This is a genomic window from Lapillicoccus sp., assembly GCF_039935575.1.
Lineage (GTDB): Bacteria > Actinomycetota > Actinomycetes > Actinomycetales > Dermatophilaceae > Lapillicoccus.
The window spans coordinates 40,761-64,227 of the sequence record NZ_JBDTKA010000086.1; the positions used below are offsets into that span (position 1 = coordinate 40,761).

Annotated in this window: 21 protein-coding genes, 4 tRNA genes and 1 pseudogene; 8 read left to right on the plus strand and 18 right to left on the minus strand. The window is 69.5% G+C overall.

What is annotated here, in order from left to right:
* Positions 1–16 precede the first annotated feature (16 nt).
* On the plus strand, positions 17–1,393 hold the full coding sequence (locus tag ABI385_RS11155) for an FAD-dependent oxidoreductase (protein WP_348103826.1): 1,377 nt from the start codon (positions 17–19) through the stop codon (positions 1,391–1,393).
* A gap of 157 nt (positions 1,394–1,550) precedes the next feature.
* Positions 1,551–2,309: a 3-oxoacyl-ACP reductase FabG gene (gene fabG / locus ABI385_RS11160; protein ID WP_348103827.1), complete on the plus strand. Its 759-nt coding sequence runs from the start codon at positions 1,551–1,553 to the stop codon at positions 2,307–2,309.
* Positions 2,310–2,356: 47 nt separating this feature from the next.
* Here fabG and ABI385_RS11165 read toward each other — a convergent pair whose 3' ends face one another.
* On the minus strand, positions 2,357–3,511 hold the full coding sequence (locus tag ABI385_RS11165) for an acyl-CoA dehydrogenase family protein (protein ID WP_348103828.1): 1,155 nt from the start codon (positions 3,509–3,511) through the stop codon (positions 2,357–2,359).
* A gap of 141 nt (positions 3,512–3,652) precedes the next feature.
* Between ABI385_RS11165 and ABI385_RS11170 the strand changes: the two genes are divergently transcribed.
* Complete coding sequence (locus ABI385_RS11170) at positions 3,653–4,228, plus strand: TetR/AcrR family transcriptional regulator (protein WP_348103829.1); 576 nt, start codon at positions 3,653–3,655, stop codon at positions 4,226–4,228.
* Between the two features lie 32 nt (positions 4,229–4,260).
* Here ABI385_RS11170 and ABI385_RS11175 read toward each other — a convergent pair whose 3' ends face one another.
* The 10 genes and pseudogenes from ABI385_RS11175 to ABI385_RS11220 all read right to left on the minus strand — a co-directional run.
* On the minus strand, positions 4,261–4,788 hold the full coding sequence (locus ABI385_RS11175; protein WP_348103830.1) for a hypothetical protein: 528 nt from the start codon (positions 4,786–4,788) through the stop codon (positions 4,261–4,263).
* Positions 4,789–4,853: 65 nt separating this feature from the next.
* A complete protein-coding gene (ettA, locus tag ABI385_RS11180) occupies positions 4,854–6,536 on the minus strand; it encodes an energy-dependent translational throttle protein EttA (RefSeq protein WP_348103831.1) in 1,683 nt (560 codons plus the stop codon).
* A 49-nt stretch (positions 6,537–6,585) separates the two neighbouring features.
* Positions 6,586–7,143, minus strand: a complete 558-nt coding sequence (locus tag ABI385_RS11185; RefSeq protein ID WP_348103832.1) for a single-stranded DNA-binding protein — start codon at positions 7,141–7,143, stop codon at positions 6,586–6,588.
* A 148-nt stretch (positions 7,144–7,291) separates the two neighbouring features.
* A complete protein-coding gene (locus tag ABI385_RS11190) occupies positions 7,292–8,992 on the minus strand; it encodes a GTPase (RefSeq protein ID WP_348103833.1) in 1,701 nt (566 codons plus the stop codon).
* Positions 8,989–10,710 (minus strand): GTPase domain-containing protein, encoded by a 1,722-nt coding sequence (locus tag ABI385_RS11195; RefSeq protein WP_348103834.1) that lies wholly within the window; start codon positions 10,708–10,710, stop codon positions 8,989–8,991. Before ABI385_RS11195 ends, ABI385_RS11190 begins: the two co-directional genes overlap by 4 nt.
* Positions 10,711–10,816: 106 nt before the next feature.
* Positions 10,817–10,889 (minus strand) — tRNA-Arg (locus ABI385_RS11200).
* Positions 10,890–10,972: 83 nt separating this feature from the next.
* Positions 10,973–12,142: a PrsW family intramembrane metalloprotease gene (locus ABI385_RS11205; RefSeq protein ID WP_348103835.1), complete on the minus strand. Its 1,170-nt coding sequence runs from the start codon at positions 12,140–12,142 to the stop codon at positions 10,973–10,975.
* A 185-nt stretch (positions 12,143–12,327) separates the two neighbouring features.
* Positions 12,328–13,014, minus strand: a complete 687-nt coding sequence (locus tag ABI385_RS11210; RefSeq protein ID WP_348103836.1) for a hypothetical protein — start codon at positions 13,012–13,014, stop codon at positions 12,328–12,330.
* Positions 13,015–13,174: 160 nt separating this feature from the next.
* Entirely contained in the window at positions 13,175–14,779 is a 1,605-nt protein-coding gene (locus ABI385_RS11215; RefSeq protein WP_348103837.1) for an LCP family protein, read from the minus strand.
* 421 nt (positions 14,780–15,200) lie between these two features.
* Positions 15,201–15,377: pseudogene (locus tag ABI385_RS11220) on the minus strand (IS1380 family transposase); the annotation flags it as partial.
* A gap of 134 nt (positions 15,378–15,511) precedes the next feature.
* Between ABI385_RS11220 and orn the strand changes: the two are divergent.
* Positions 15,512–16,144 carry an oligoribonuclease gene (gene orn / locus ABI385_RS11225; protein WP_348103838.1) on the plus strand — a complete coding sequence of 211 codons (633 nt, stop codon included), beginning with the start codon at positions 15,512–15,514 and terminating at the stop codon, positions 16,142–16,144.
* A gap of 95 nt (positions 16,145–16,239) precedes the next feature.
* On the opposite strand, the gene ABI385_RS11230 is transcribed toward orn, so the two are convergent.
* Positions 16,240–16,312 (minus strand) — tRNA-His (locus tag ABI385_RS11230).
* Between the two features lie 112 nt (positions 16,313–16,424).
* Between ABI385_RS11230 and ABI385_RS11235 the strand changes: the two genes are divergently transcribed.
* The 4 genes from ABI385_RS11235 to ABI385_RS11250 all read left to right on the plus strand — a co-directional run bounded on the left by ABI385_RS11235 (position 16,425) and on the right by ABI385_RS11250 (position 19,327).
* Entirely contained in the window at positions 16,425–17,054 is a 630-nt protein-coding gene (locus ABI385_RS11235) for a copper resistance CopC family protein (RefSeq protein ID WP_348103839.1), read from the plus strand.
* A gap of 34 nt (positions 17,055–17,088) precedes the next feature.
* Positions 17,089–17,163, plus strand: a tRNA-Lys gene (locus ABI385_RS11240).
* A gap of 119 nt (positions 17,164–17,282) precedes the next feature.
* The gene (locus ABI385_RS11245; protein WP_348103840.1) at positions 17,283–17,966 is read left to right on the plus strand and encodes an ABC transporter ATP-binding protein; all 684 of its coding nucleotides are present in this window, start codon (positions 17,283–17,285) and stop codon (positions 17,964–17,966) included.
* Positions 17,963–19,327 (plus strand): hypothetical protein, encoded by a 1,365-nt coding sequence (locus ABI385_RS11250; protein ID WP_348103841.1) that lies wholly within the window; start codon positions 17,963–17,965, stop codon positions 19,325–19,327. The genes ABI385_RS11245 and ABI385_RS11250 overlap by 4 nt, the downstream gene beginning before the upstream one ends.
* Positions 19,328–19,368: 41 nt before the next feature.
* Here ABI385_RS11250 and ABI385_RS11255 read toward each other — a convergent pair whose 3' ends face one another.
* The 6 genes from ABI385_RS11255 to rph form a co-directional block, all read right to left on the minus strand.
* Positions 19,369–19,656: a DUF3618 domain-containing protein gene (locus ABI385_RS11255; RefSeq protein WP_348103842.1), complete on the minus strand. Its 288-nt coding sequence runs from the start codon at positions 19,654–19,656 to the stop codon at positions 19,369–19,371.
* Positions 19,657–19,665: 9 nt separating this feature from the next.
* A complete protein-coding gene (bcp, locus tag ABI385_RS11260; protein WP_348103843.1) occupies positions 19,666–20,130 on the minus strand; it encodes a thioredoxin-dependent thiol peroxidase in 465 nt (154 codons plus the stop codon).
* Positions 20,131–20,196: 66 nt separating this feature from the next.
* Positions 20,197–20,276: transfer RNA gene (locus tag ABI385_RS11265), tRNA-Leu, on the minus strand.
* 48 nt (positions 20,277–20,324) lie between these two features.
* Complete coding sequence (locus tag ABI385_RS11270; RefSeq protein ID WP_348103844.1) at positions 20,325–21,953, minus strand: molybdopterin-dependent oxidoreductase; 1,629 nt, start codon at positions 21,951–21,953, stop codon at positions 20,325–20,327.
* Positions 21,946–22,650: an RdgB/HAM1 family non-canonical purine NTP pyrophosphatase gene (gene rdgB / locus ABI385_RS11275; protein WP_348103845.1), complete on the minus strand. Its 705-nt coding sequence runs from the start codon at positions 22,648–22,650 to the stop codon at positions 21,946–21,948. The genes ABI385_RS11270 and rdgB overlap by 8 nt, the downstream gene beginning before the upstream one ends.
* Positions 22,647–23,399, minus strand: a complete 753-nt coding sequence (gene rph, locus ABI385_RS11280; RefSeq protein WP_348103846.1) for a ribonuclease PH — start codon at positions 23,397–23,399, stop codon at positions 22,647–22,649. The genes rdgB and rph overlap by 4 nt, the downstream gene beginning before the upstream one ends.
* Positions 23,400–23,467: the final 68 nt, after the last annotated feature.

Here is a 23,467-nt window from a genome sequence, read left to right on the forward strand (position 1 = left end):
GCGGGACGAGAACGACATGAAGGTTGCGGTCATCGGCGCCGGACCGGTCGGACTCGTCCTCGCTGCAGCGCTGGCCAGGCGGGGCTCCGACGTCACCCTCGTGGACCGCGACCCAGGACCCCCAGAGGGAGGGACCTGGGCGCGCAAGGGCGTCATGCAGTTTCACCATGCCCACGCGGTCCGGCCACAGGCGGTCCGAACCGTGCGTCGAGAAGTTCCCGGTGTCGACAGTCGATTGGCCGACGCCGGTGCCGAAAGCCTCTCCTTCAACCTTCCCGACGGCACCGAGGTCGAGGCAGGACTGGGATGCCGGCGCAGTACGTTCGAGCAAGTCCTGCGGGCCGCCGTGCTGGCAGTCCCGAGGGTCACCTACCTCGCCGCCCACGTCGACGCCGTTACCGAACGGGAGTCCGCCGGCCACTCCCGCGCCGGCGTCCGGGCGTCCGGGGTGGTCGCCGACGGCCAGATCGTCGATGCCGATCTCGTCGTCGACGCGTCGGGTCGGTCCGGGCGGGTCAACCGGCAACGCCGAGCGCCCCAGGGTGCGGGGGGGGCCTGCGGGATTGCCTACGTCGACCGCCAGTATCAGCTCCTGCCTGGAGCGGAGCCCGGTCCGCTCGTCAACCCGTTGGCCTGGCAGGCGAATCTGGAGGGCTATCAATGCATCGTGTTCCCGCACGAGCTCGGGATCTTCTCCGTGCTGATTGTGCGTCCCAGCGATGGACGCGACCTCGTCGGCCTGCGTCACGAGCCCGCTTTCGTCGCCGCGTGCCGGGCCATACCCGGACTCGCCGAGTGGACCGACCCCCTTCGCTCGGTGCCAGTCACCGGGGTCCTTCCAGGCGGCAGCCTCATCAACGCGTTCCGCAGCCAACGCTCCGCAACCGGGGAGCTCGCACTTCCCGGTCTCGTATTCGTGGGCGACAGCGTCTGCACGACGACTCCCAACTTCGGCCGTGGGCTGGCCACCAGCATGATGCAGGTCGACGCGCTGCTGAGGTTCGTGGACGAAGCACTCGACCCGGCCGGGACCCCCACGGCCGACCAGCTGACGGGCGTGGGTGAGGAGTTCGACGCGTGGTGTGAGGCTCACATGCGGCCCTGGGTCGAGGACCACGATCTGATGGACAGCTCGCTGCGCCGCCGATGGGCAGGCGAGGACCTGGACCTCAGCTCGCGGATCCCGTCGGACCTCGTGATGGCCGCCGCAGAGGTCGACCCGCGCATCACCCCCGTTCTGGGGCCTTACGTGATGATGACCGCGTTGCCGTCGTCATTGGACCCGGTTCAGCCGCTCGCACGCGCGGTCTACGAGACCGGCTGGCGACCGGCATATGCGCCCGGTCCGACGCGAACCGAGCTCGCCGCCGTCGTCGCGGCTGCTCTGGTCTGAGTCGCGATCTGACCCGACGGTCTGACCCCACGGCCTGACCCGACGGTCTGACCTGCTCGCGAGCCAGGCTCCGTAGACTCGACAGCGCACGGGAGGCACACCGGCTCCCGCCCCGCATTGCAGTGAACCCGTGTCCCCCCACGCCCCAGGAGTCCCCGTGCCAACCACCCCGCGTACTGCCATCGTCACCGGAGCCGCCCGCGGGATCGGGGCCGCGACCGCGAAACGGCTGGCCGCCGACGGCCACCAGGTCGGTGTCCTCGACCTCGACGCCGCCTCGTGCGCCGACACCGTCGGCGCGATCACGGACGCCGGGGGCCAGGCCGTCGGTGTAGGCGTCGACGTCGCCGATGCGGACCAGGTCGCCGCCGCCGTGGAGCAGGTCGTCGAGGCGCTGGGCGCCCCAACGATCCTCGTGAACAACGCCGGGATCACCCGGGACAACCTGATCTTCAAGATGACCGAGCAGGACTGGGACTCCGTCCTCGGCGTCCACCTGCGCGGCGCGTTCCTCATGACAAGAGCGGTGCAGGGTCACATGACCGCCGAGAAGTTCGGCCGGATCGTCAACCTGTCCTCGACGTCCGCACTCGGCAACCGCGGACAGGTCAACTACGCGGCGGCCAAGGCGGGCCTACAGGGCTTCACCAAGACGCTCGCTATCGAGCTCGGCAAGTTCGGCGTGACGGCGAACGCCGTGGCTCCGGGGTTCATCCAGACGGACATGACGCGCGCCACGGCCGAGCGCCTCGGAGTGCCGTTCGAAGACTTCGTCGCGTTCTCTGCCAAGGAGATTCCTGTGCAACGCGTCGGCCAGCCCGAGGACATCGCGGCGACCATCTCGTTCCTCACCAGTGACGAGGCGGGGTTCGTCAGCGGCCAGGTCATCTACGTCGCCGGCGGCCCCAAGGACTGACGCCGGTATGCGTCTGGGCTCGCGTCTGGGCTCGCGTCTGGGCTCGCTCAGAGGCCGAGGTCACGGCCGATGAGCTCCTTCATGATCTCGTTGGAGCCGGCCCAGATCTTTGTGACGCGGGCGTCACGCCAGGCACGGGCCACGCGGTACTCGTTCATGAAGCCGTAGCCGCCGTAGAGCTGGACGCACTCGTCGAGCACGTCGTTCTGGACCTGGGCGCTCCACCATTTGGCTTTCGCGGCGTCCACCGCAGTGAGCGTGCGCTGGGAGTGCGCGAGGACGCAGTCGTCGACGTAGGCCTGCGTGACCTCGATCTTGGTGACCAGCTCGGCGATCTTGAACTTGTTGTGCTGGAACGTGCCGATCGGTTGGCCGAACGCCTTGCGCTCCTTGGCGTAGTCGATCGTCTCGCGCAGGATCTGCGCGGCGTGCGAGACGTTGGAGACGGCCGCACCGACCCGCTCCTGCGGGAGCCGCTGCATCATGGCGATGAAGCCCATGCCCTCGTCGCCGATCCGGTTGGCATCCGACACCCGTACGTCCTCGAAGAACAGCTCCGCCGTGTCCGACTCGACCTGACCGACCTTGTCGAGCTTGCGTCCCCGGTTGAAGCCGGGCATCCCGTCCTCGAGCATGAACAAGGTGATGCCTTTGGCACCCTTGCTGGCATCGGTGCGAGTCGCCACGATGACGAGGTCGGCCTCGTAGCCGTTGGTGATGAACGTCTTGCTGCCGTTGACGATCCAGTCGTCAGACCCGTCGGCTGCCCGGACGGCGGTGGTCTTGAGGGCCGCGAGGTCGGAGCCACCAGACGGCTCGGTCATGGCGATGGCGCAGATCAGCTCGCCCGCTGCCATGCCCGGCAGCCAGCGCTGTTTCTGCTCCTCGGTGCCGAGGTCGACGAGGTAGGGCGGGCAGACGTCGGAGTGGATGCCGAAGCACGACGAGACGGCGGCGTTGAAGGCAGCGACCTCCTCGGCGGCGATCGCGTTGAACCGGTAGTCGTTTGCGCCTACGCCACCCAGCTCCTCGGGGATGTCGAGGCCGAACAGACCCTGCTTGCCGGCCTCCTGCCAGAGCTCGCGGGGGATCGAGTGAGTCTCAATCATCTCCTCGGCGCGCGGCTTCAGGGTCCGCTCGACGAACTCGCGGACCGTCGCCCGGAAGTCCTCGTGGTCCTGGTCGTAGATGTTGCGGGGCATGTGCTGACCGTCTTTCCCTCGGGTTACCACCTGGTAACTAAGCGCTTGCTTAGTGTCTCCGACGTGCGGCATGCTGTCAACGTGGCGCTACCGACATCTACCGAGATCTGCGAGCCCGGCAGAGCTGACAGAGTCGCCACCGTGGACCGGCTCCTCGACGCTGGCGCGAGAGCGTTCGCCGACAAGGGTTTCCACGCCACGACGACCCGAGACATTGCCTCGCGCGCCGGGCTGTCACCCGCGGGTGTCTACGTCCACTTCGCCTCCAAAGAGGCGTTGCTGCACGCCTTGAGCCTCGCGGGGCACGAGGCTGCGCTGGACCTGGTCAGCCGCGCGCTGACCGAGCCGCCGACGCCCACCCTTCGGTTGACGAGGTTGATGTCGGACTTCGCGGCCTGGCACGCGGAGCACCACGAGGTGGCCCGAGTCGTGCAGTACGAGTTCCCGCACCTCAGTCCCGGGCACTACGCCGAGGTCGTGGCTCTGCGTCGCGAGCTCCACGCGAAGGTGCAGGCCGTGGTGGAGGACGGTGTGACAGGCGGGGAGTTCGTCGTCGACGACGTCCGCGAAACCGTCTTGGCGCTGTTGTCGCTGTGCATCGACGTGGCCCGGTGGTACTCGCCCCGTGGGCGGCTCACCGCGTCGGACATCGGCTCCCGGTATGCCTCACTCGGGTTGCGCCTGCTCGGCGCCGACCGTCGGGTACCCGGGTCGTAGGTCGACCGACCCTCGGGCGTGCAGTCCGAGGGTCAGTCTGGCTGGTCGAGACCGACCGCGACGGCGGCGAGCCGGTGGTCGGGGTTCCAGCGGAACTCGAGCGTCGTGCGGCCTTCCGCCCGGGAGTATCCACCCAGCCGCACGGACTGGGTGAGCAGCGCCAGCGCGAGCCGACCGAAGTCGCCCTGTCCCGTCCCACGCGACAGCAAGACAGTGCCGTCGCCGAACACCACCCTGATCGCCCGCCCACCGGGCGCCGGTCGCAGCGCCCGCACGGGCACCCCGCGATCTACGAGCAGCCTCAGCCGTGCGTCGAGGAGCAGGTCCGCACCTCGCGAGTGCTCGTGCCAGACCCGGTCGAGAGCCTCTTCCAGCTCGACGTCGAGGTGCTCGTCGCCGTCGACTGCTGGCTGGTGCGTCTGGGCGGCCGGCCGCTCTGGTCGGACCGGTTGCGCACGGGTGGCGTCCTGCGGTGCCCGTTCCGTGGGGGCGCGACGGCGCCAGCGGAGGCCCGCCACGATGGCGACAACCGCGATCAGCAGGACGAGCCGGACGTCCACATCTCAAGTGTGCGTCATTTTCCTTGCGACGTCCCCCCGATTCCGAACAGGTTCAGTCGCCGGTTTCAGTCGCGGGTGAGCTTGCGGTAGGTGACTCGGTGCGGGCGGGCGGCGTCGGCTCCGAGGCGCTCGAGCTTGTTGGTCTCGTAGGAGGCGTAGTTTCCCTCGAACCAGTACCAGCTCGACGGGTTCTCCTCGGTCCCCTCGTAGGACAGGATGTGCGTCGCCACGCGGTCCAGGAACCACCTGTCGTGGCTGATGACCACTGCGCAGCCAGGGAACTCGAGCAACGCGTTCTCCAGCGAGCCGAGCGTCTCGACGTCCAGGTCGTTGGTGGGCTCGTCGAGCAGCAGCAGGTTGCCGCCCTGCTTGAGGGTGAGCGCTAGGTTGAGCCGGTTGCGCTCCCCTCCGGAAAGCACCCCGGTGGGCTTCTGCTGGTCCGGCCCCTTGAACCCGAACTGTGAGACGTAGGCCCGTGACGGGATCTCGACGTTGCCCACCTTGATGAAGTCCAGGCCGTCGCTGACGGTCTCCCAGAGGTTCTTCTTCGGGTCGAGACCGGCGCGAGCCTGGTCGACGTAGGAGATGTTCACCGTCTCGCCGACCTTGACCGCCCCCTCGTCCGGCTCCTCGAGGCCGACGATCGTCTTGAACAACGTCGTCTTGCCGACACCGTTGGGACCGATGACCCCGACGATCCCGTTGCGGGGCAACGAGAACGACAGGTTGTCGATGAGGACACGGTCGCCGAACCCTTTCTTGAGGTCCTTGACCTCGATGACCGTCGAACCCAAGCGGGGACCCGGCGGGATCGCGATCTCGTCGAAGTCCAGCTTTCGGGTCCGGTCGGCCTCCGCTGCCATCTCTTCGTAGCGCTGCAGGCGCGCCTTGGACTTGGTCTGGCGTCCCTTGGCGCTGGAACGGACCCACTCGAGCTCGTCCCTCAGTCGCTTGGCGAGCTTGGCGTCCTTCTTGCCCTGCACCTGGAGGCGGGCGGCCTTCTTCTCCAGGTAGGTCGAGTAGTTGCCCTCGTAGGGGTAGAGCCGGCCACGGTCGACCTCGGCGATCCACTGTGCGACGTTGTCGAGGAAGTACCTGTCGTGGGTGACGGCCAGGACGGCGCCGGCATAGCCCGCGAGGTGCTGCTCGAGCCATTGCACCGACTCGGCGTCGAGGTGGTTGGTGGGCTCGTCCAGCAGCAGCAGGTCGGGTTTTTGCAGGAGCAGCTTGCACAGGGCGACCCGGCGGCGCTCGCCACCGGACAGCACGGTGACGTCGGCGTCCGGCGGCGGGCAGCGCAGGGCGTCCATGGCCTGCTCGAGCTGTGCGTCGAGGTCCCAGGCGTCGGCGTGGTCGATGTCTTCCTGGAGGGTGCCCATCTCGGCGAGCAGCGCGTCGTAGTCGGCGTCCGGATCCCCCATCTCCTCGGAGATCTGGTTGTAGCGGTCGAGCTTCGCCTTGATCTCCCCGGCGCCCTCCTCGACGTTGCCGAGGACGGTCTTGGACTCGTTTAGCGGCGGCTCCTGCAGCAGGATCCCCACCGTCGCCCCGGGAGCCAGGCGGGCCTCGCCGTTGGAGGGCTGGTCGAGCCCGGCCATGATCTTGAGGATGGTCGACTTGCCGGCGCCGTTCGGGCCGACGACGCCGATCTTGGCACCCGGGTAGAACGACATGGTTACGTCGTCGAGGATGACCTTCTCGTTGTGCGCCTTGCGCGCCTTGGTCATGGTGTAGATGAACTCGGGCATGCCAGAAGGCTATCCGCGGGTGCCCCACCCCTCCCAATCGCCCGTCGACTCAGCCTGCGCCCACCACCTCGTAGGCATCCGTGTCGGCGTCCTGCTCACGCCGGGTGAACCCGCGCCCCGGCTCGCTCAGCCCAACGAGGCGTTCGTCCGCCTGGCCACCCACCTCGTCCGAGCCGCTGCGTGGCTCGTCGAACGACTCCTGGATGGCCTGGTCGGCGAGCCGGTCGTTGGTGTCGAGCTGGACCCGGTCCGGCTTGGTGAACAACGACTGCCCCCGGCTGAGGTCGTGTCCGATCGTGTAGGCATCGATCTCGACGGAGGTGCGCGGCTCCCCCTTGTCGTTCTGCCACTGGTTGACGCGCAGCCGCCCGTAGACCACCACGGGATGGCCGCGTCGGACGCTCGCCATCACGTTGGCCGCGAGCGCGTTGAAGGCCGCCACGTTGACATAGTTGGTGTTCCCGTCGATGAAGGCGCGCGTCTCGAGGTCCCACCGCCTGGTCGTCGACGCCACTCGCAGGCTGGCGAATGGCCGGCCCGCCTTGGTCGGTCGCGTCACCGGGTCCGCCACCACGTTGCCGACGACGGTCACGAAGCTCTCGTTCATGCCTGACTCCCACCTTGACTGGTCCACTGTTGTCCCGGGCTCCGCGCCCGGCGTGGGACCAACCCTGCAGGCCGGTGGACAGGCATACCAGCGCCGTCGCCAGCCCTGTGGATCGTGGGACGAGACGGTCACGGGGTGTGGACGACCCTCAGGTACGCGCGGCCTCATCGAGGTTCGACCGCGTGGTGCGGTGCCGGTCCAGGACGTCGACCACGGGGACGACCAGGCGCTGGGTGGCCACCCCGCCCACCGCGTCCCGCAGCCGGGCGCCGACCACCGTCCGGCGACGCCTGGCCCCGACGCGGGCGAGCGAACGAGCCAACCAGGCGGCGAGCAGCCCGAGGACGAGCCCGCCGCCGAACAGCAGGAACGGCACGGGCAGCGAGCCGAGCTTCGGGGTGTCGATCTGCGGCAGCTGGAGCCAGCCGATGACGCCCAGCACCGTCAGCCAGACGGCCCCCGCGACGGTGGCGAGCCCGGTCACCCACTGCACCCACCCCATCACGCGCCACCACGCCGGCGGGTTGCCGCGCAGGGAGGTGCTGACCACGGCCCGGTCGAGGTCCTCGTAGAGGCGTCGGTCCGTCGGGGCCGCAGCGTCGGAGACGGCCTCGGACCACAGGATGGGCAGGCCGTCGGAGCCGCGTTCGGTCAGCTCGAGCGCGGCCAGCTTGACGGCCGAGCGAGCGGAGGCGGTGGGCGCGGGGATCGACGACCTGCCGAGCACATGACGCACGTCCAGCGGGTCCACGGTGTCGAGGACGGTCGAGCGCTTGTCGAGGCGGAGCCGGCCGAGCGGGTCGGGGCGCATCTTGCGACCCCACCGGGTGAACACCCACCCGGCCCGGCCCAACGCCTCGCGGCGGTAGTCCTCCTCGACGGCGTCAAGCACGACGGGCACCCCGGATGCCCGGCACAGCGCGTCGACGAGCCGGTCGTCGGCATCGGTGTCGATGGTGGGCTCGGCGTCGCCGACCCCGCGGCGCAACCGGGCCGCGCTGGCGCGCAGGTCCGCGGCCAGCCGGTGCCGCGACGCCTCGTGACCGGCGACGGCGTTCGCCAACCGTTGGCGCAGCTCGTCGATGCCCTGTCCGGTGAGGACGGAGGTCGCCAGGACCGAGACGTCGTGGACGCCGTCGGCCGCGAAGAGCCGGGCCAGGTCGGCGCGACAGGCCGCCAGCCCGGCGTCGTCCAACCGGTCCGCCTGGTTGAGGACGACGAGCATGACCGAGGCATGGCCAGCGAGGTTCCTCACGAAGTCGTCGTGGAGCAGCGCGTCGGCGTACTTCTGAGGGTCGGTCACCCAGACGAACACGTCACACAGCTCGAGGATCCGCTCTGCCTCGTGGCGATGGGAGAGGTCGCGTGAGTCGAAGTCCGGCAGGTCCAGCAGTACGAGTCCGTCGAGGGTGCCCTCCTCCCCCGACGAGTCGGGCGCGACCGAGGCGACCGAGGCGACCGGGGCGACCGGGGCGACACCGTGCCGCCGACTCACGCCGAGCCAGTCGAGCAGCACCCCGGCGGAGGAGTCCCCCCAGACAGCAGCGGTTGGCGTCGACGTCGTGGGTCGACGCGCCCCGATCTCGGCGATACCCGCCCCGGCGACCGCGTTGAAGATCGACGACTTCCCACTGCCGGTCGCCCCCGCGAGCGCGACCACCGTGTGGTCACCGGCGAGGGCGCTGCGCTGCTCGACCTTCTCGATCGTGCGACCCGCACGAACGACCTCGACCCGGTCGAGCTGATTGCCGCCGGCCTCGATGGCCGCCCGCAAGGCGCGTGCTTGGCCGGCGACGGTCTGGCTGTCCGGGGCGGCGACCCGGCGCCGCCCCATGAGCAGCGGGCTCATCGGGCCGCCTTCACGGATCTGGCGGCGGCGGTCAGGGACCGCGCCTGGTCGGAGCGCAGCCCCACCGAACCGACGGCGCCGGTGAAGCGCGCCTCCTCGGCGGCGAACGCGGCCTCGGCGCGGTCCAGCAGCGCCTCCTTGGCCTTGGCCGCCATCGTCCGGACCGCCTGGTCGCCGAAAATTGCCTCGAGCAGCTTCTGCCCGAGGACCGCCGTGCCTCCCGCGATGCCCACCTCAGCGCCGGTGATGCCGCCGGTGTAGGCGAAGGTGACCAGCATCAGGACTGTGCCGACGGCGTTCACCCCGTATGCGGTCACCTTGGCCGTCGTGCGTCGGTCCTTGCCCTCGTGACGGACCAGGTCGAGCACGTCCCCCTGCCAGTCGTGGACCAAGGACGCGACCGTCTGGTCGAACTCGGGGGACACCCGCGTCAGGTTCGGGTGCTGCTGAAGCAGCGTCGCCCCACCCGCGAGCGCGCGCCACGAACGTGACGTGCCGGAGGCGGCGCCCCGGCCTTCGGCGCGGACCAGCTCGGCAACCCCGCTGTGTAGGGCCTCGTCGAGGTGCCCGGATGGGGCCGGAGCTCCCCTGACGGAGGCGACGATCCGGTCGCGCACCCGGGACACCGTCGTCTCGACCTGCCGGAAGAACTCACCCGTGCCGACGAACTCCTGCCACCGGGCCAGCACCTCCCCGCGCAGCAGCGAACCGTCCGTCATGCCGTGCGAGACCCCCTCGGTGGCTTCCGCGTATGCCTGCCGCGCTGCCTTGTCGAGCTCGCCGGACGCGGCGAGCTGGGCGGACGACGCGTCGACCAGAGCCGTGATCCGGCCGTCGAGCGAGTCGAGGGCGCCAGTGAGGGTCTGGCGCACCACGAGGGCGCGGGCGCGGCCGTCCTTGGCGAGCGCGGTCAGCCAGGACTGCAGCCGGGCGATCTGGTCGGGCGGGATCAGACCGCCAGGGTCGAGGGTCGACTCCGCGATCGTGAAGACGGGGGCCGACCCGAGTCCCTGTTCCTTGAGCATCGACCCGAGGTGCTCGCGGATCACGCCCACCGCTTCCTTGGGCACCCGGTTGAGCACGACCGCGACCGCGGTGCCGCGCTCCGAGGCCTGACGCAGCAGGTCCCACGGGACGGCGTCGGCGTAGCGGGCAGCGGTGGTGACGAACAGCCACAGGTCTGCGGCCCCGAGCAGCTGCCGCGCCAGCTCACGGTTGCGCAGCACAACGGAGTCGATGTCGGGCGCGTCGAGGAGCGCCATCCCGGCAGGGAGGGCGGAAGAGGTGGCCAGGCGTACGGTCGCTTCGCCGTCGACCGCCGACTCGTCCAGGCTCCCGCCGAAGGACCGGGCCAGCTCGGGAAGGATGCGCTCCTCGGTGAACCAGCGCGCGTCGCTCGGGTGGTGCACGAGCACCGGCGAGCGCGTCGTGGGCCGCAGCACTCCGGGCGCGGTCACGACCTGCCCGAGAACCGAGTTGACCAACGTCGACTTGCCCGAACCAGTCGAGCCGCCGACGACCGCCAAGAGGGGCGCGTCCAGTGAGGAGAGCCGGGGCAGGATGTAGTCGTCGAGCTGATGCAGCAGCTCGGTGCGGCCACCTTCGGCGGCGCTCACCCCGGGCAGGTCGAAGGGCAGCGTGGTGGCCGCCACCTCGTCACGTAGGGACGTCACCGCGGGCAGCAGGTCACGCGTCGCCGGGTCGGCGGTCACGGTCACGCGGTGATTCTCCCAACTGCTCGACCTGCGCCCCAAGCACAGGCGTCGGCGCGTCCCCGGCCGGTTTCGGCCGGTGCGCCGTTGTTGTCCTGCTCCGGATGCCCTGTGCCCCCGGCAGGACTCGAACCTGCAACCTGCGGATTAGAAGGCCGCTGCACTATCCGTTGTGCTACGAGGGCGCCGGGGCCTCATTGTAGGTGTCCGGCGAGGTGCGGTATGCCTGTCGCCAGGCCGAAGGCATACGGGCTGCGGTCGGTCCGTGTCACGGTTGGGCGCCGACCAGGAACCGCTGTCGGCAGGTCACCAGGGAGTCGAGCAGGAGGCGCTCGTGCGCGACCGCGTCGCGCTCGGCGGTCCCGCGGACCATACGCGAGCGCAGGAGAGCGAGGTCGCTGGCGCTGTCCTGGAAGCCCCGCATGGATGCGAGTGCGGGGCGGCCCCCCAGCCCGCTGGCCCACATCCGGGCCTGACGCCGCGCCGGCAACGACGAAAGCATCGCGACCTCCGGGTGGCTCAGCCAGCCGGCGTCGGCGTACTGGCTCAGGTAGACGCGTACCAGCCGGCCCTCCCGCAGCCGCAGGCCGAGGATCAAACCGAGGAACCCGAGGAACAGCGGCACCTGGATCACCAGGTACACGCCGATCAGGTTGCCCGTGGCGGCGGACAGGTTCCAGACACCATGGAGCAAGGCGGCGGTGACATAGCCGGCGATCCCGACGAGCACCCGTAGCCAGCCGCGGCGGACCACCGTCACCGCGAGCCCGAGCCCGATGCCGGTCATGGCCGTGAAGAACGGGTGCGCGAACGGGCCCAAGATGCAGCGCAGGACGAACAGCTCGGTGAGGCCCTGCTGGCCGTAGTCCACGAAGGTGCGTCCGAGGTAGAGGATGTTCTCGCTGAACGCGAACCCCGCGCCGATCATCCCGGCGTAGACGATCCCGTCGACCACACCGTCGAACTCGCGACGCCGCAGCAGCACGATGAGCAGGATGCCGAGACCCTTGAGCCCCTCCTCCACGAAGGGTGCGCTCACCACCGCGGCCAGGACGTCCGAGTCCCCGGTGCCGGCGAGCCGCATGGCCAGCGCGAAACCGGTGTTGATGACCAGGGCTCCCGCTGCAGCCGCGACGGCGCCCCAGGCGAACGCGAAGACGAGTATCCGGGTCGGTTCGGCCTCGTAGCGGTCCAGCCAGAGGAAGGTCGGGACGACGACCAACAGGGGAAGGGCTGCGAACAACGCGGCGAGCAAAGTGACTTGTATGCCGAGGCCGGTCTCGAACTCGAGAGCGAGTACCGCTGCGGCGAGGAGGAACCCGGTGGTCATGACGCCGTAGATGACGATGTTGCGCAACCGGGGCCGGCTCGTCGGGTTCGGCACCGAGGGTCTCGGGTTCGGCATCGGCTGGTTCGGGCGCGCGGTGCCGAACGACATGTTCGGCAGGTTAGTCGAGACTGGGCTCGAGCCTCAATCCACGTGCGCCGTGAGGCGCTGAAGCTCACGGGAGGTGCGAGATTTCATGGGCGTCCTGTCGCAGCAGGGCGGTGTCGCTGGCTGACGGCAACCGATCTCGGGAGGTGCGCCCCGGGCCGGCAACCCCCTCGACGCTGCCCGAGGGACTATTTGAGGATGTTGACGGCTCGCGCGATGACCAGGGCGGTGGTGGACAGGGCGATGACGCTTTGAAGGGCCATCAGAGCTTTGGCCCACCGGGTCAGTGGCATCGTGTCGGTCGGGGAGAAGGCCGTGGCGTTGGTGAAGCTGGTGTAGAGGTAGTCCCCGAAGTGGGGACGCCAGGTCGGGTCGGCCAGGTGTGGTCCGCTCATCTGGGGGAACAGGAAGTCGGGGAACGGTCGTGGTGCTGCGGCTCGCGCGAACGGCCCACCGCGATCGAGCTCCCAGTACCAGATCCCGAAGGCGATGACGTTGGTCAGGTAAATGGCCGCGGCTGCGGCTAGCAGCGGTCCTGCTTGGTCGCCCGCGGTGCCGGTGATGAGCTGGGTGTCCAGCAGGACCGCGCTGGCGGCGTTGTCCAGGGAGATCAGGGCGACCAGGAGCAGGCTCAACCGTCGCCCGGTGAGGGAGTGGCGGGAGAGTCGCACCGGGTTCAAGGCGATCAGGGTGGCCAGGAGCAGCAGCTCCAGGGCAGGCAACAGCCAGCGCACCGGTAGCAGGGTGAACTGGCTGGGCAACAGCAGCTGCAGCGCAGCAGCGACGACGATCGCGGCGGCCACCGAGATCCGGTTCTCACCGGTGTGCGGGGTCAGCCACCCAGGCCGGTGCGCACCGAATCCTGGTGGGGGCAAGCTCGCACCTAGCGCGGGTTTGGCCGCCGCTGTTGGCCCGGGGGTGGCTGGTTCCGGGGTCAACGTGCGCCACCGCCGGTCGGCCACCGTGGACAGGGGCCGAGCGTGCTCGCCGGTAGCAGGTCGGCTGCCCCCTGGTAGGGGGAGCCAAGGCGGCCGGTCATTTCACGCACGGCACTCCTTCCCCGGAGAGGGCGGACATCGCGTCAGGCGGAGGTGCGGCGCCCGCCGCCGTGATCGGCACGGCGGTAGCTGCGACGCCACCGCCGGTGTCGCCGCTGGGGCTAGCCGCTGTGGCAACGCCGCCCGGCGCCGCGGGGAGGGCAAAGTCGGCACCCAGAACGATCCGCAACGTTCCGGGGGAGAGCGTAGCCGAAGGGGCGGCGGCGGTGCCGGGCAGTGCGGCCGTGAGCTGGTCAGCGGAACTGAGCCCACCCGGCGGATAGAGGATCGTGGTGACCGCGGCGTGCCCGGCTCCGGTGGTTGTGGCCCCCGGCGGGTATCCCATCCGCCGCAGGGCGCGACCCAGTTGGCTGCCCAGTCCGGGGCGTCCTGAGGAGTTGACGATGTCGACCGTCTTGACTTGGCTCGCGGGTGCGGCGGTGGGTTTCGCCGGAGGTACCGGGTCGCTCGGCGTCGCCGTCGCGGACGCGGCGGTAGTGCCGAGCAGGGCTGCGACAGTCGCTTGTATTCGAGGGACGTTGACGACGTTGACGTCTTCGCCCAAGGGGTCTTTGCCGAAGTGGTCGACCGGCAGCGTGTAGTAGGTGACGTTGCCGCCGGCCATGTGTGAGGCCTGCTCCGCGAGACTGAGCAGGTCCAAACCGCCATCTACAGCGATGTTCTGCCGGGCCACTGCGAGAATCCCGGACAGCGTCGCCGGGTTGGCCAGCGTGCCGGCCTTCTTGAGCTGGGTCGTCAACGAGGCGATAAACGCCTGCTGGCGTCGTTCCCGGTCTAGGTCCGTGAAGTTCAGATGCGGGTGCTGCTCATCTCGTCGCTGCCGGACGAAGGCGAGCGCTTGGGCTGCGTTGATCTGCTGGGTGCCGGCATGGAAGTCGGCGCCGGAGTAGGGGTCTTGGGTGTCTTGGGCGACGCAGACGGTAATGGGTTGCACGACCTGTGCCAGCTGGTAAAAGGCGACCATGGTGACCTCGACGAAGTGGTCGATGGGTACTGCGCCGAGGAAGGCCTTCACGGTAGCGATCTCGGCCGTCCGACCGGCGTCGCGTTGTTTCTGTTGCCGTTGGGTCTGGGTCAGGGAGTTGTCCTTGACGAGACTGGTGGCTGCTGCGGCGAACGCCAGGCCGTAGGCCTGCTTGATCTTTCCCTTGCATTGTCCGTCGGGGCAGCCGGCCAGATCGACATAGTCGTCGCGCGGAATGGAGATCTCGGTGGCCTTCGACCCGTCGACTGGCAGGTGCACCAGCATCAGGACGTTGGCGTTCAGCCCGCCGTTGGTTTGGTCGCCCGCATGGAGCGCGTCGTAGATGTCCTTCGGCAGGGGGTCTCCGTTCTCATCGACTCGGCTGTCGAGGCCCATGACCAGGATGTTGGCCCCGTTTGGGGATCCGCTGCCGAGGATGTCGGAACGGGTGATCCCGGTGGTCAGGCTGACGTACTGGAAGAGGGCGTAGCCGAGGACGAGAGCGACGGCTACAGCTGAGCCGATGAGGATCGTGCGGCGTCGGCGGCCCGCGCGGCGGCCGGGACCGCGTCCCGATGGGCGCGCCTGACGGGTGCTGGGGTGAGGGAGTGTCGGCACCGTGTTCCTGGGAGCGGGCGGGCGGTCATGATGTGCCGCGGTTGGAGGGCCAGGTTAGGTGAAAATCCATCCAGGGTGTTGCAGGCACGCAGCGACCGTCCCTTGGACGTTGGGGTGGTTGTTCAACTCGATTCGCCCCCATCGGGGTGCGGGCGGGTGTCCTTCGGGCTCGGCTGGTTGGCGGCGCGTCCGGGAGGCCGACGACCGTGGATGGGTTCTGGCGTCCGCCTGGTCGACACGCGGTGGTGGTCCCGGGCGTGGATGGTGGGGAGACGGTCAGACATCACGATGCCCGTCCCGGTTAAGGATCGGCGCCGTCGCGGGTCGCCGGTGTATCCGGGCTCGACGCAACCGGTCGATGCGGTGATGGGCGTGAACGCCGGCGGGAACTCAGACCGCCTGCCAGCGGTGGGTCTTGTAGCACCTTCAACCCGGCGTTCGCGCGCTTGTTCGTGGGGACTGTGAGCCGGTCTTGAGCCAGATCCGTCAGCCCGGCCGTCTGGGCGAGCTTGACCAGCGGGACCAGCCCCGCAGCCGACACCAGGTTCGGGTCATCGAACACCGCCGAAGTGACCGGGTGGATATGAGAGAGTTGCATCTACGAGATGCCCTTCCGGGAGCCTGTGAATCGGACCGGCGTAAGCCCAATTCTCCTGCCCCGCAAGGACATTCTCTCGTTGCGACGAGTTCACCTACCCCACCCATCGGTGGATTCAGGCTAAGGTGGATTCCGTGTCTCCCACCAGCGACCGTGCCTCCGCGGACCGGATCGTCTGGATCGACTGCGAGATGACCGGTCTCTCACTGACCGCGGACGCCCTGATCGAGGTGGCCGCGCTGGTCACCGACTTCGAGCTGAACCAGCTCGGTGACGGTGTCGACGTCGTCATCCGGCCGCCGGACGCGGCGTTGACGCAGATGGACCCGTTCGTCCACGAGATGCACACGAAGTCCGGGCTGCTCGACCAGCTGGCGTCGGGCACGACGATGGACGACGCGCAGGCCCAGGTCCTGGAGTACATCCGCGCCTGGGTGCCCGAGCCGCGCAAGGCGCCCCTCGGCGGCAACACCGTCGGGACCGACCGCGGTTTCCTGGCCAGGGACATGCCCGAGCTTGAGGCCCACCTGCACTACCGGATCGTCGACGTGAGCTCGATCAAGGAGCTGTCGAGGCGGTGGTACCCGCGCGCCTACTTCAACGCGCCGGCCAAGAACGGCGGCCACCGCGCGCTGGCCGACATCCGCGAGTCGATCGCAGAGCTGCGCTACTACCGTGAAGCCGTGTTCGTGGCCCCGCCCGGACCCGACTCGGTCACGGCCAAGTCGATCGCCGCAAAGCACGTCGTCGGGCCGACGCCGGCCTGACACAGCCGCTTGCAGACCGGCTGTGGTTGCGGATTCTTTCGAACGACTCTCACATGGGTGTGGCCTGCACGCGTGAGGCGTGCAGGCCACATCGGGGTGAGTGACGGGACTTGAACCCGCGGCCCCCTGGACCACAACCAGGTGCTCTACCAGCTGAGCTACACCCACCAAGCGCCACACGATGGTGCTGCGTTCGTGCCGTGGCGGTCGGGCGGCGACCATGCTACCCGAGCAGTGCGGGTCCCCGAGACCACCTCGGGTATGCGTGACAATGCTCCTCATGTATGTGGGGAAGGAGCGGCGGAACCGCTTCGTCGCGCTCGCGCTGGCCGTGGTGTTGGTGGCCGGTGTCGTCCTTGCGCTGCTCGCCACAGTAGCCAGCGCTGCTTCGGCGGACGCGCGCCCCGCCACCCTGCCCCTCCACGCCACACTGACGTCGATCGTCCCGGCGGCTGGTGCCCAGCTGGACCGCGCACCGACCCAGATCGTGGTCACGTTCGACGAGGCAGTCAGCCCGGACTTCGCGCAGGTCGTCCTCGACCGCGACGGTCGACCCGTCGAGGTGGGGATGCCACGGGTTCGCGCCAACGAGGTCACGGTGGCCGTCACGGGCGACGCTGGCCCGGGCGCATACCGAATCGCCTTCAAGGTCACGAGCGACGACGGACATCCGGTGACGGGTGAGTCGCGGTTCCAGGTGGGCGCTCCCGGTGCGACGGGCACGGCAGGCGTGCCGCGGCCGCAGGTGACGCCGACATACAAGACCCCGCAGATGCAGGCCACGACGTTCGGTCACCCCGACCATGCACCAGGGCTGATAGTGGCCGGCGTCCTGCTGGTCGGCGGCATTGCGCTGATGATCTACGAGCATCGGCGGCGCGCAGCTCGTGAGGACCAACCGATTTCCTGACCTCCGGCCCGCTGTAGTAGCCTCGACCCTCGCTGCGCCGCTAGCTCAATGGCAGAGCAAGTGACTCTTAATCACTGGGTTCGGGGTTCGAATCCCTGGCGGCGCACCAACCACGCACGGACGTTTACCTTGGTCCTCTCAGGCACTTTGCAGGGAGGCCCAGTCGTTCCACGACCGACCCGCCCACCAACGGCGCCGCCCCCCAGCCACGGATGGAAGACTGACCAGGTGGCAGCACGCAAAGCGGGAAGCAAGCCCGGGGCCAAGGCTGCCAAGGTCACACCCGCAACGGTCGTCGCGACCGGCGTCGGCAAGTCCATCGACGGGAACGTGCTGCTCCGCCCCATCGACCTGTCGGTTCCCGAGGGCCGGTGTGTGGTCCTTCGGGGCGAGAACGGGAGCGGCAAGACGACGCTGCTCAAGATCCTGGCGGGAACCCTCGAACCCAGCGAAGGCACCGCCACCGTGGACGGTGCGACGGCGGACGAGCGGGACCCGGCCGTCCGCCGCACCGTCGCCGCGTTGATCGGCTCGCCCACCGCATACCGGGACCTCACGCTCGTCGACCACCTCGTGCTGATCGAGGCGACCTGGGGTCGTGGCGAGTACGCCAACGAGCGCGCCGAGGCGCTGCTCGAGACACTGGAGATCGGGCATCTGTTCGACCGTTTCCCACACGAGCTGTCCTCGGGGCAGCAACAGCTCTTCCACCTGTCCATGGTGCTGAGCCGGCCATCGCGCGTCATGCTCCTCGATGAGCCGGAGCAACGACTGGACACCCACAAGCGCGCGCTGCTGGCCGACCTGCTCGTCGAACGCAAGCAGTCCGGGACGGCCGTTGTCGTTGCGTGCCACGACCCCGAGCTGACCGAGCGGATCGCCGACCGCGTCGTGCAGATCATCCCCGGATGAGCGACGCCGACGACCTACGCGGCGCAACGGAGTTCCTGGCCGGGGAGGTGGAGCGCGACAACAACGCGGTGTATGCCGTCTACGTCGCCGTGATCGCCGCCGGCGCCTACGGCGTCCCTGCGGCCCAAGCCTTCTTCCGGGTGCTCGACCCGACCTGGATGGCCGCGCACCTCTCCGGCCCGAGCGCCGTCGCCCTCGCCGTGGCGGCGCTCGCAGTCGCCACGACGTTCGGGTACCGACTCGGGGGGATCCGGGGTCCCGTCGTCCCGGACCTGCCCTACCTCGACACCGTTGCCATGAGCCCACTCGACCGCGCGCTGGTGCTTCGCCCGTGGTGGCGGCTCAGCGTGTTCGGCTGCCTCGTGGGTGGGTTCCTCATCGGTCTCGTCATCTCGGCCGGACTGGCGATCGCCGCGGTGGCGAGCCCCATGGTCCTCGTCCCCGGAGTCCTGGTGGGGACAGTGGCCGGCCTGCTGGTCGCAGCAAGCTGGCTGCACGGCCAGGTGCGCACCTGGCCGACTGGTGACCGCGGAGCGAGAGTCTTTCTGCGGCAACGCAAATCGTTGCGAGCGCTGCACCTGACCTCACTGCGGACCCAGTCGGCGCGCTCGGTGACCATCGGAGGCGCGGTGCTCGTCGGCGACCTGCGCGCCGCCCGGCTCGACGTCGGCCCCCCGTCGGCACGTGGCCGGCGCATCCGGTTGCGACCGCACGGCGCGATCTCCACGATGGTCCTGCGCGACTGGTTGGGGTGGCGACGGTCACCGGGCTCCGCCCTGACCGGTCTCGTGCTCACCGCCGGCGCGGCATACGGGCTGGTGCGTTCGGCCGAACCCGGTACCCCTAGCGTCATCGCGCTCGGCAGCTTGGTGCTCGGGTATCTCGGGGTGAGCACCTGGTCCGAGGGTTTGCGCCTGCAGGGCGACAACGCCGGCACCCCACCGCTGATCGGGCTGGCGCCGATGCGCGAGACCCTGGCCCACCTCGTGCTGCCCGGGGTCGGATACCTGCTCACCGTGCTGGTGATGGGTGGCGTATCGCTTGCGGCCGGTCACGCCAGCGCGCTGGGGCTGATCTGGGCGGTCCTGCTGCTCGGCATCCTGCTCGCCGCCCAGGTGATGGCGGCGTTCCGGGGCCTTCCGCCCGTCGGCTTGTTCAGCCCCACGACCGGCGTCCCTGTCACGATCTTGTGGTACTCGGTGCCCCTGCTCACTCCCGTGGTCTGCGGCACCGCAGCCACGGCCGCCCTCACGGCAGCCCGGCCCTCGACCGCCGTGCTCGTGCTCGGTGTCACCACCTACGCGGCAGCCTTGTATGCCCGTCGCCGGGTCAGGGTGCTCTTCGAAGGTCACCGGGCCTGACCTTCCCCCGGTGCTTCAGCCGCCTGCCTCCCAGCGCGGGGTCAGCCGAGCTGGCGCCGGATCAAGCCGGCACCGAGGAGCAGGACCGACGCGGCGCCGAGCACGCCCGCCACCCGCTCCGTGCGGAGCTCACCGTCGGGAGTCCGGGTCGCCGCCGCTAGCGAGATGCGGGCACTCTCGACCTGGCGACGCAGGATCTCCCGGGGCGTGACCCGGGTGACGAGCTCGTCGATGGTGCTGCTCAGGTGCTGACGGCGCTGGGCCAGAGTCACTTCGAGGTTTGCGATGGCGGGTCCCGCAGTGGCCACCGTCGCGGGCGTGTCGCTCATGGCCGCAGCCTACAGACCCAGGTCCTTGCGCAGCTTGGCCACGTGGCCGGTTGCCTTGACGTTGTAGCGCGCGTCGGCGACCTTGCCCTGCGCGTCGACCACGAACGTCGACCGGATGACCCCCTGGACGGTCTTGCCGTAGAGCTTCTTCTCCCCGAACGCGCCCCACTCGCCGAGGACCTTCTTGTCCGGGTCGGACAACAGCGTGATCGTCAGGTGGTCGTTCTCCCTGAACTTCTTCAGCTTCTCGGGCGAGTCCGGACTGATGCCCAGCACCTCGATCCCGGAAGTGTGGAGGGCGTCGATCGAGTCGCTGAAGTCGCAGGCCTGGGTCGTGCATCCCGGTGTCATCGCGGCGGGGTAGAAGTAGACGATCACCTTCTGTCCCTTCAGATCCGACAGCGTCACGTCGGCGCCGTCATCGTTGGTCAAGGTGAAGTCCGGCGCCGTGTCCCCGGGGCTGAGCTTGGTCACGTGGACCCTCGTCTCTCTCAGGCGTGTCTGCGTGTCTGTCGATGCGTGTCGATGCGTGTCGATGAGTGCGGAAGGCGGGACTCGAACCCGCACGCCGAGGCACAGGAACCTAAATCCTGCGTGTCTACCAGTTCCACCACTCCCGCGCGGCACCCATTGTATGAACAGGCGGCGCGGCATACCGGATCGTGCGCTCAGGCGACGCTCACCGTGATGGTGTGCCACCCGGTGGAGCCGTCCGGGTCTGGCGGGGCCTCCTGCTCGACCTGGGTCGCGCCCGTCTTGTCCGTGGCACGGACGCGGATCCGGTGCCGACCAGAGGCGGCCTGCCACGGCAGCACCCACTGGCGCCAGGCGTCGACGGTGGCCTCGGCGGCCAGCGTCGCCTCCTGCCACGGGCCCTCGTCGACCTGGACCTCGACCTTGCTGACTCCCGTGTGCTGTGCCCAGGCGACGCCGGCAATCGCGGCCGTCCCGGCGGCGATCGGCTTGTTCGCCCGCGGCACGTCGATGCGCGACGCGGTCTTGATCGGCCCCTTGGCCGACCAGCCGCGTGGGGTCCAGTAACCCTGGTCAGCAGCGAACCGGGTCACCTTGAGCTCGGTCACCCACTTCGTCGCGGAGACGTACCCGTAGAGTCCCGGCACGACCAGCCGAGCGGGGAAACCGTGCTCGAAGGGCAGCGCCTTGCCGTTCATCCCGACGGCGATCATCGCGTTGCGGTCGTCGGTGAGCGCCTCGATCGGGGTGCCCGCCGTGAACCCGTCGCTGCTGCGGGACAGCACCATGTCGGCGCCCGGCTTTGGCCTGGCCATGGCGAGCAGGTTGCGGACCGGCCAGCCGACCCAGTCGGCGTTGCCGACCAGGTCGCCGCCCACCTCGTTGGACACGCAGGTAAGGGTGAGCATGTGCTGCTCCAACTTCTGCTTCAACAAGGTGGCCCAGTCGATCGTGATCTCCTGCTCGACCTCGCCGTAGACACGCAACGACCAGGTCGCCGTGTCGAGCTGAGGCACCACGAGGGCCGTGTCGATGCGGTAGAAGCTCTCGTTCGGGCTGATGAACGGCGAGACCCCCTCGACGTTGACCGAGGTTCCGGCGACAGACGGCAGGGGGTTCGCCGGCGGGAGGGCGACCTCGTCGCGGGCGGCGCGCGCGGCGCTTCCTGCACCGCCGATGCTACTGCCGACCACGGCCGCCACGACGGCGCCACCGCCGGCGATGACGCGCCTGCGGGTGACCGCCGGCAGCCCCCAGCGGACGTCGGTCCGCGCATCCTCGGGGTCGGCCGGTCGAAGGCGGGACAGGACGTTGAGGCCGACGAGCGTTCCGACGATCGTGGGGAGCACGTCGACGGCGGACGAGCTCGGGCGGGAGATGACCGCGAGCGCCCCGACAGCGCCGACAACCGCGAGCAGGACGAACGCGAGCGTGCGACGGCGACGGGCGACGAGTCCGATGGCTGCGCACACAGCGACGAGGACGACCCCCATGCTGCAGAACAGCGCCAGCTTGTCGTTGGTGCCGAAAGTGTTGACGGCAAAGTTCTTGAGCCACGGCGGGGTCCGGTCGACGAACGCGCCCCCGACGGCGGGAACCGGGGAGGATGTCCCGAGGGACAGCCCGAGCCAGGAGACGATCCCGGCGAGCAGCGTTGCGACACCGATGGAGACACCGCCGGCGAGTATGCCGTCGAGCGCGGCCCCGAGGATCGACCGGCGCCCGTCCGATGCGCCTTGGCCGGAGCCGGGTTGGGAGGCCGGCGGAACGACCGGCGTCTCCGTGGGCGCGGCGGGTGGTCGGGTGTCTCGGACGTCAGTCATCTTCGGGCCATTCGGCGAGGCGCTTCCTCAGGATGGGTTCGAGGTCACGAAAGGCGCGACCACGGTGCGAGATCTGGTTCTTCTCGATGTCGGTGTACTCCGCGAGGGTCCGGCCGATGTCCACGGCGTCACCCACGTCAGTCGAGTAGCCGTCTGGCACGAAGACCGGGTCGTACCCGAACCCGTTGCTGCCACGCGGATCCCGGACCAGGACGCCTTCGAGGCGGCCTTCGGTCGACTCGACGGTCCCGTCGGGCATGGCGAGGACGGCTGCGCAGACGAACGCCGCGCGCCGGTGCTCGTCGGGCACGTCGGAGACCTGCTCGAGCAGCAGGGCGACGTTGGCGCGGTCCCGGTCGGCGCGCGCGAGGTGGGCCCCGCCGGTCGTGCCGGACCAGCGCGCGCTGAACACCCCGGGGGAACCCCCGAGGACCTCGACCGCGAGACCCGAGTCGTCGGCGACCGAGGGCATACCGGTCGCCTGCGCGAGGGCCATGGCCTTGAGGCGGGCGTTTCCCTCGAAGGTGACCTCGGTCTCCGCCACGTCCGGAGCGCCGGCCACGTCACCGGCCCCGGCGATCTGCAGGTCGAGGTCGTCGACCAGACCCCGGAGGATCTGCCGGAGCTCGTGGACCTTGTGCTCGTTGCGGGTGGCGAGAACCAGGGTTCGCAGCGGTGCAGGCGTCGAAGTCGTCATGCACGCTCCCGGGGGGCGGCGTCCAGCGCCGCCTGCTGCTTCACCGTCAGGTCTGCGCACCCCTGAGTGGCCAGGTCGAGCAGCCGTCCGAGCAGCTCACGGTCGAAGGGCTCGGCCTCGGCGGTGCCTTGCACCTCGACGAACCGGCCGTCACCGGTCATCACGACGTTCATGTCAGTGTCCGCCGTGGAGTCCTCGGGGTAGTCCAGGTCGAGGACCGGCTGCCCCTTGACGACGCCCACGCTGACAGCGGCGACCGAGCCGGTGAGAGCCTTAGCGGTCCGGCCGATCAGGCCCTTGGCCCGGGCGTCCTCGACCGCGTCGACGAGGGCGACATAGGCGCCGGTGATCGCCGCCGTGCGCGTGCCCCCGTCGGCCTGAAGCACGTCGCAGTCGAGGACGATCGTGTTCTCCCCCAACGCTTTGGTATCGATCACCGCTCGCAGCGAGCGGCCGACGAGGCGGGAGATCTCGTGCGTGCGGCCACCGATGCGGCCCTTGACCGACTCGCGTTCGGAGCGGGTGTTGGTTGACCTCGGCAGCATGGCGTACTCCGCCGTGACCCAGCCGGTGCCCTTGCCTTTGAGCCACCGCGGCACACCCTCGGTGAACGACGCGGCGCAGAGCACCCGGGTGCGGCCGAACTCGACGAGGACGCTGCCCTCGGCGTGGTCCAGCCAGTTGCGCGTGATGCGGACCTCGCGGGTCTCGTCGGGCGCGCGTCCGTCGTGTCTGCTCGTATCGCTCATGATGGCAAGGCTAACCACGCTGTCAGGCTACGTCGGACGTGTACGAGCCGCCGGTGAACCGACCTGAC

Coding starts and splice junctions, on each gene's coding strand:
- ABI385_RS11235 (WP_348103839.1), top strand. CDS start 16,425: ATGTATGTGGGGAAGGAGCGGCGGAACCGCTTCGTCGCGCTCGCGCTG.
- rdgB (WP_348103845.1), bottom strand. CDS start 22,650: ATGACGACTTCGACGCCTGCACCGCTGCGAACCCTGGTTCTCGCCACC.
- ABI385_RS11185 (WP_348103832.1), bottom strand. CDS start 7,143: ATGAACGAGAGCTTCGTGACCGTCGTCGGCAACGTGGTGGCGGACCCG.
- ABI385_RS11250 (WP_348103841.1), top strand. CDS start 17,963: ATGAGCGACGCCGACGACCTACGCGGCGCAACGGAGTTCCTGGCCGGG.
- ABI385_RS11165 (WP_348103828.1), bottom strand. CDS start 3,511: ATGCCCCGCAACATCTACGACCAGGACCACGAGGACTTCCGGGCGACG.
- ABI385_RS11270 (WP_348103844.1), bottom strand. CDS start 21,953: ATGACTGACGTCCGAGACACCCGACCACCCGCCGCGCCCACGGAGACG.
- ABI385_RS11155 (WP_348103826.1), top strand. CDS start 17: ATGAAGGTTGCGGTCATCGGCGCCGGACCGGTCGGACTCGTCCTCGCT.
- ABI385_RS11205 (WP_348103835.1), bottom strand. CDS start 12,142: ATGTCGTTCGGCACCGCGCGCCCGAACCAGCCGATGCCGAACCCGAGA.
- ABI385_RS11190 (WP_348103833.1), bottom strand. CDS start 8,992: ATGAGCCCGCTGCTCATGGGGCGGCGCCGGGTCGCCGCCCCGGACAGC.
- ettA (WP_348103831.1), bottom strand. CDS start 6,536: ATGCCCGAGTTCATCTACACCATGACCAAGGCGCGCAAGGCGCACAAC.
- rph (WP_348103846.1), bottom strand. CDS start 23,399: ATGAGCGATACGAGCAGACACGACGGACGCGCGCCCGACGAGACCCGC.
- ABI385_RS11255 (WP_348103842.1), bottom strand. CDS start 19,656: ATGAGCGACACGCCCGCGACGGTGGCCACTGCGGGACCCGCCATCGCA.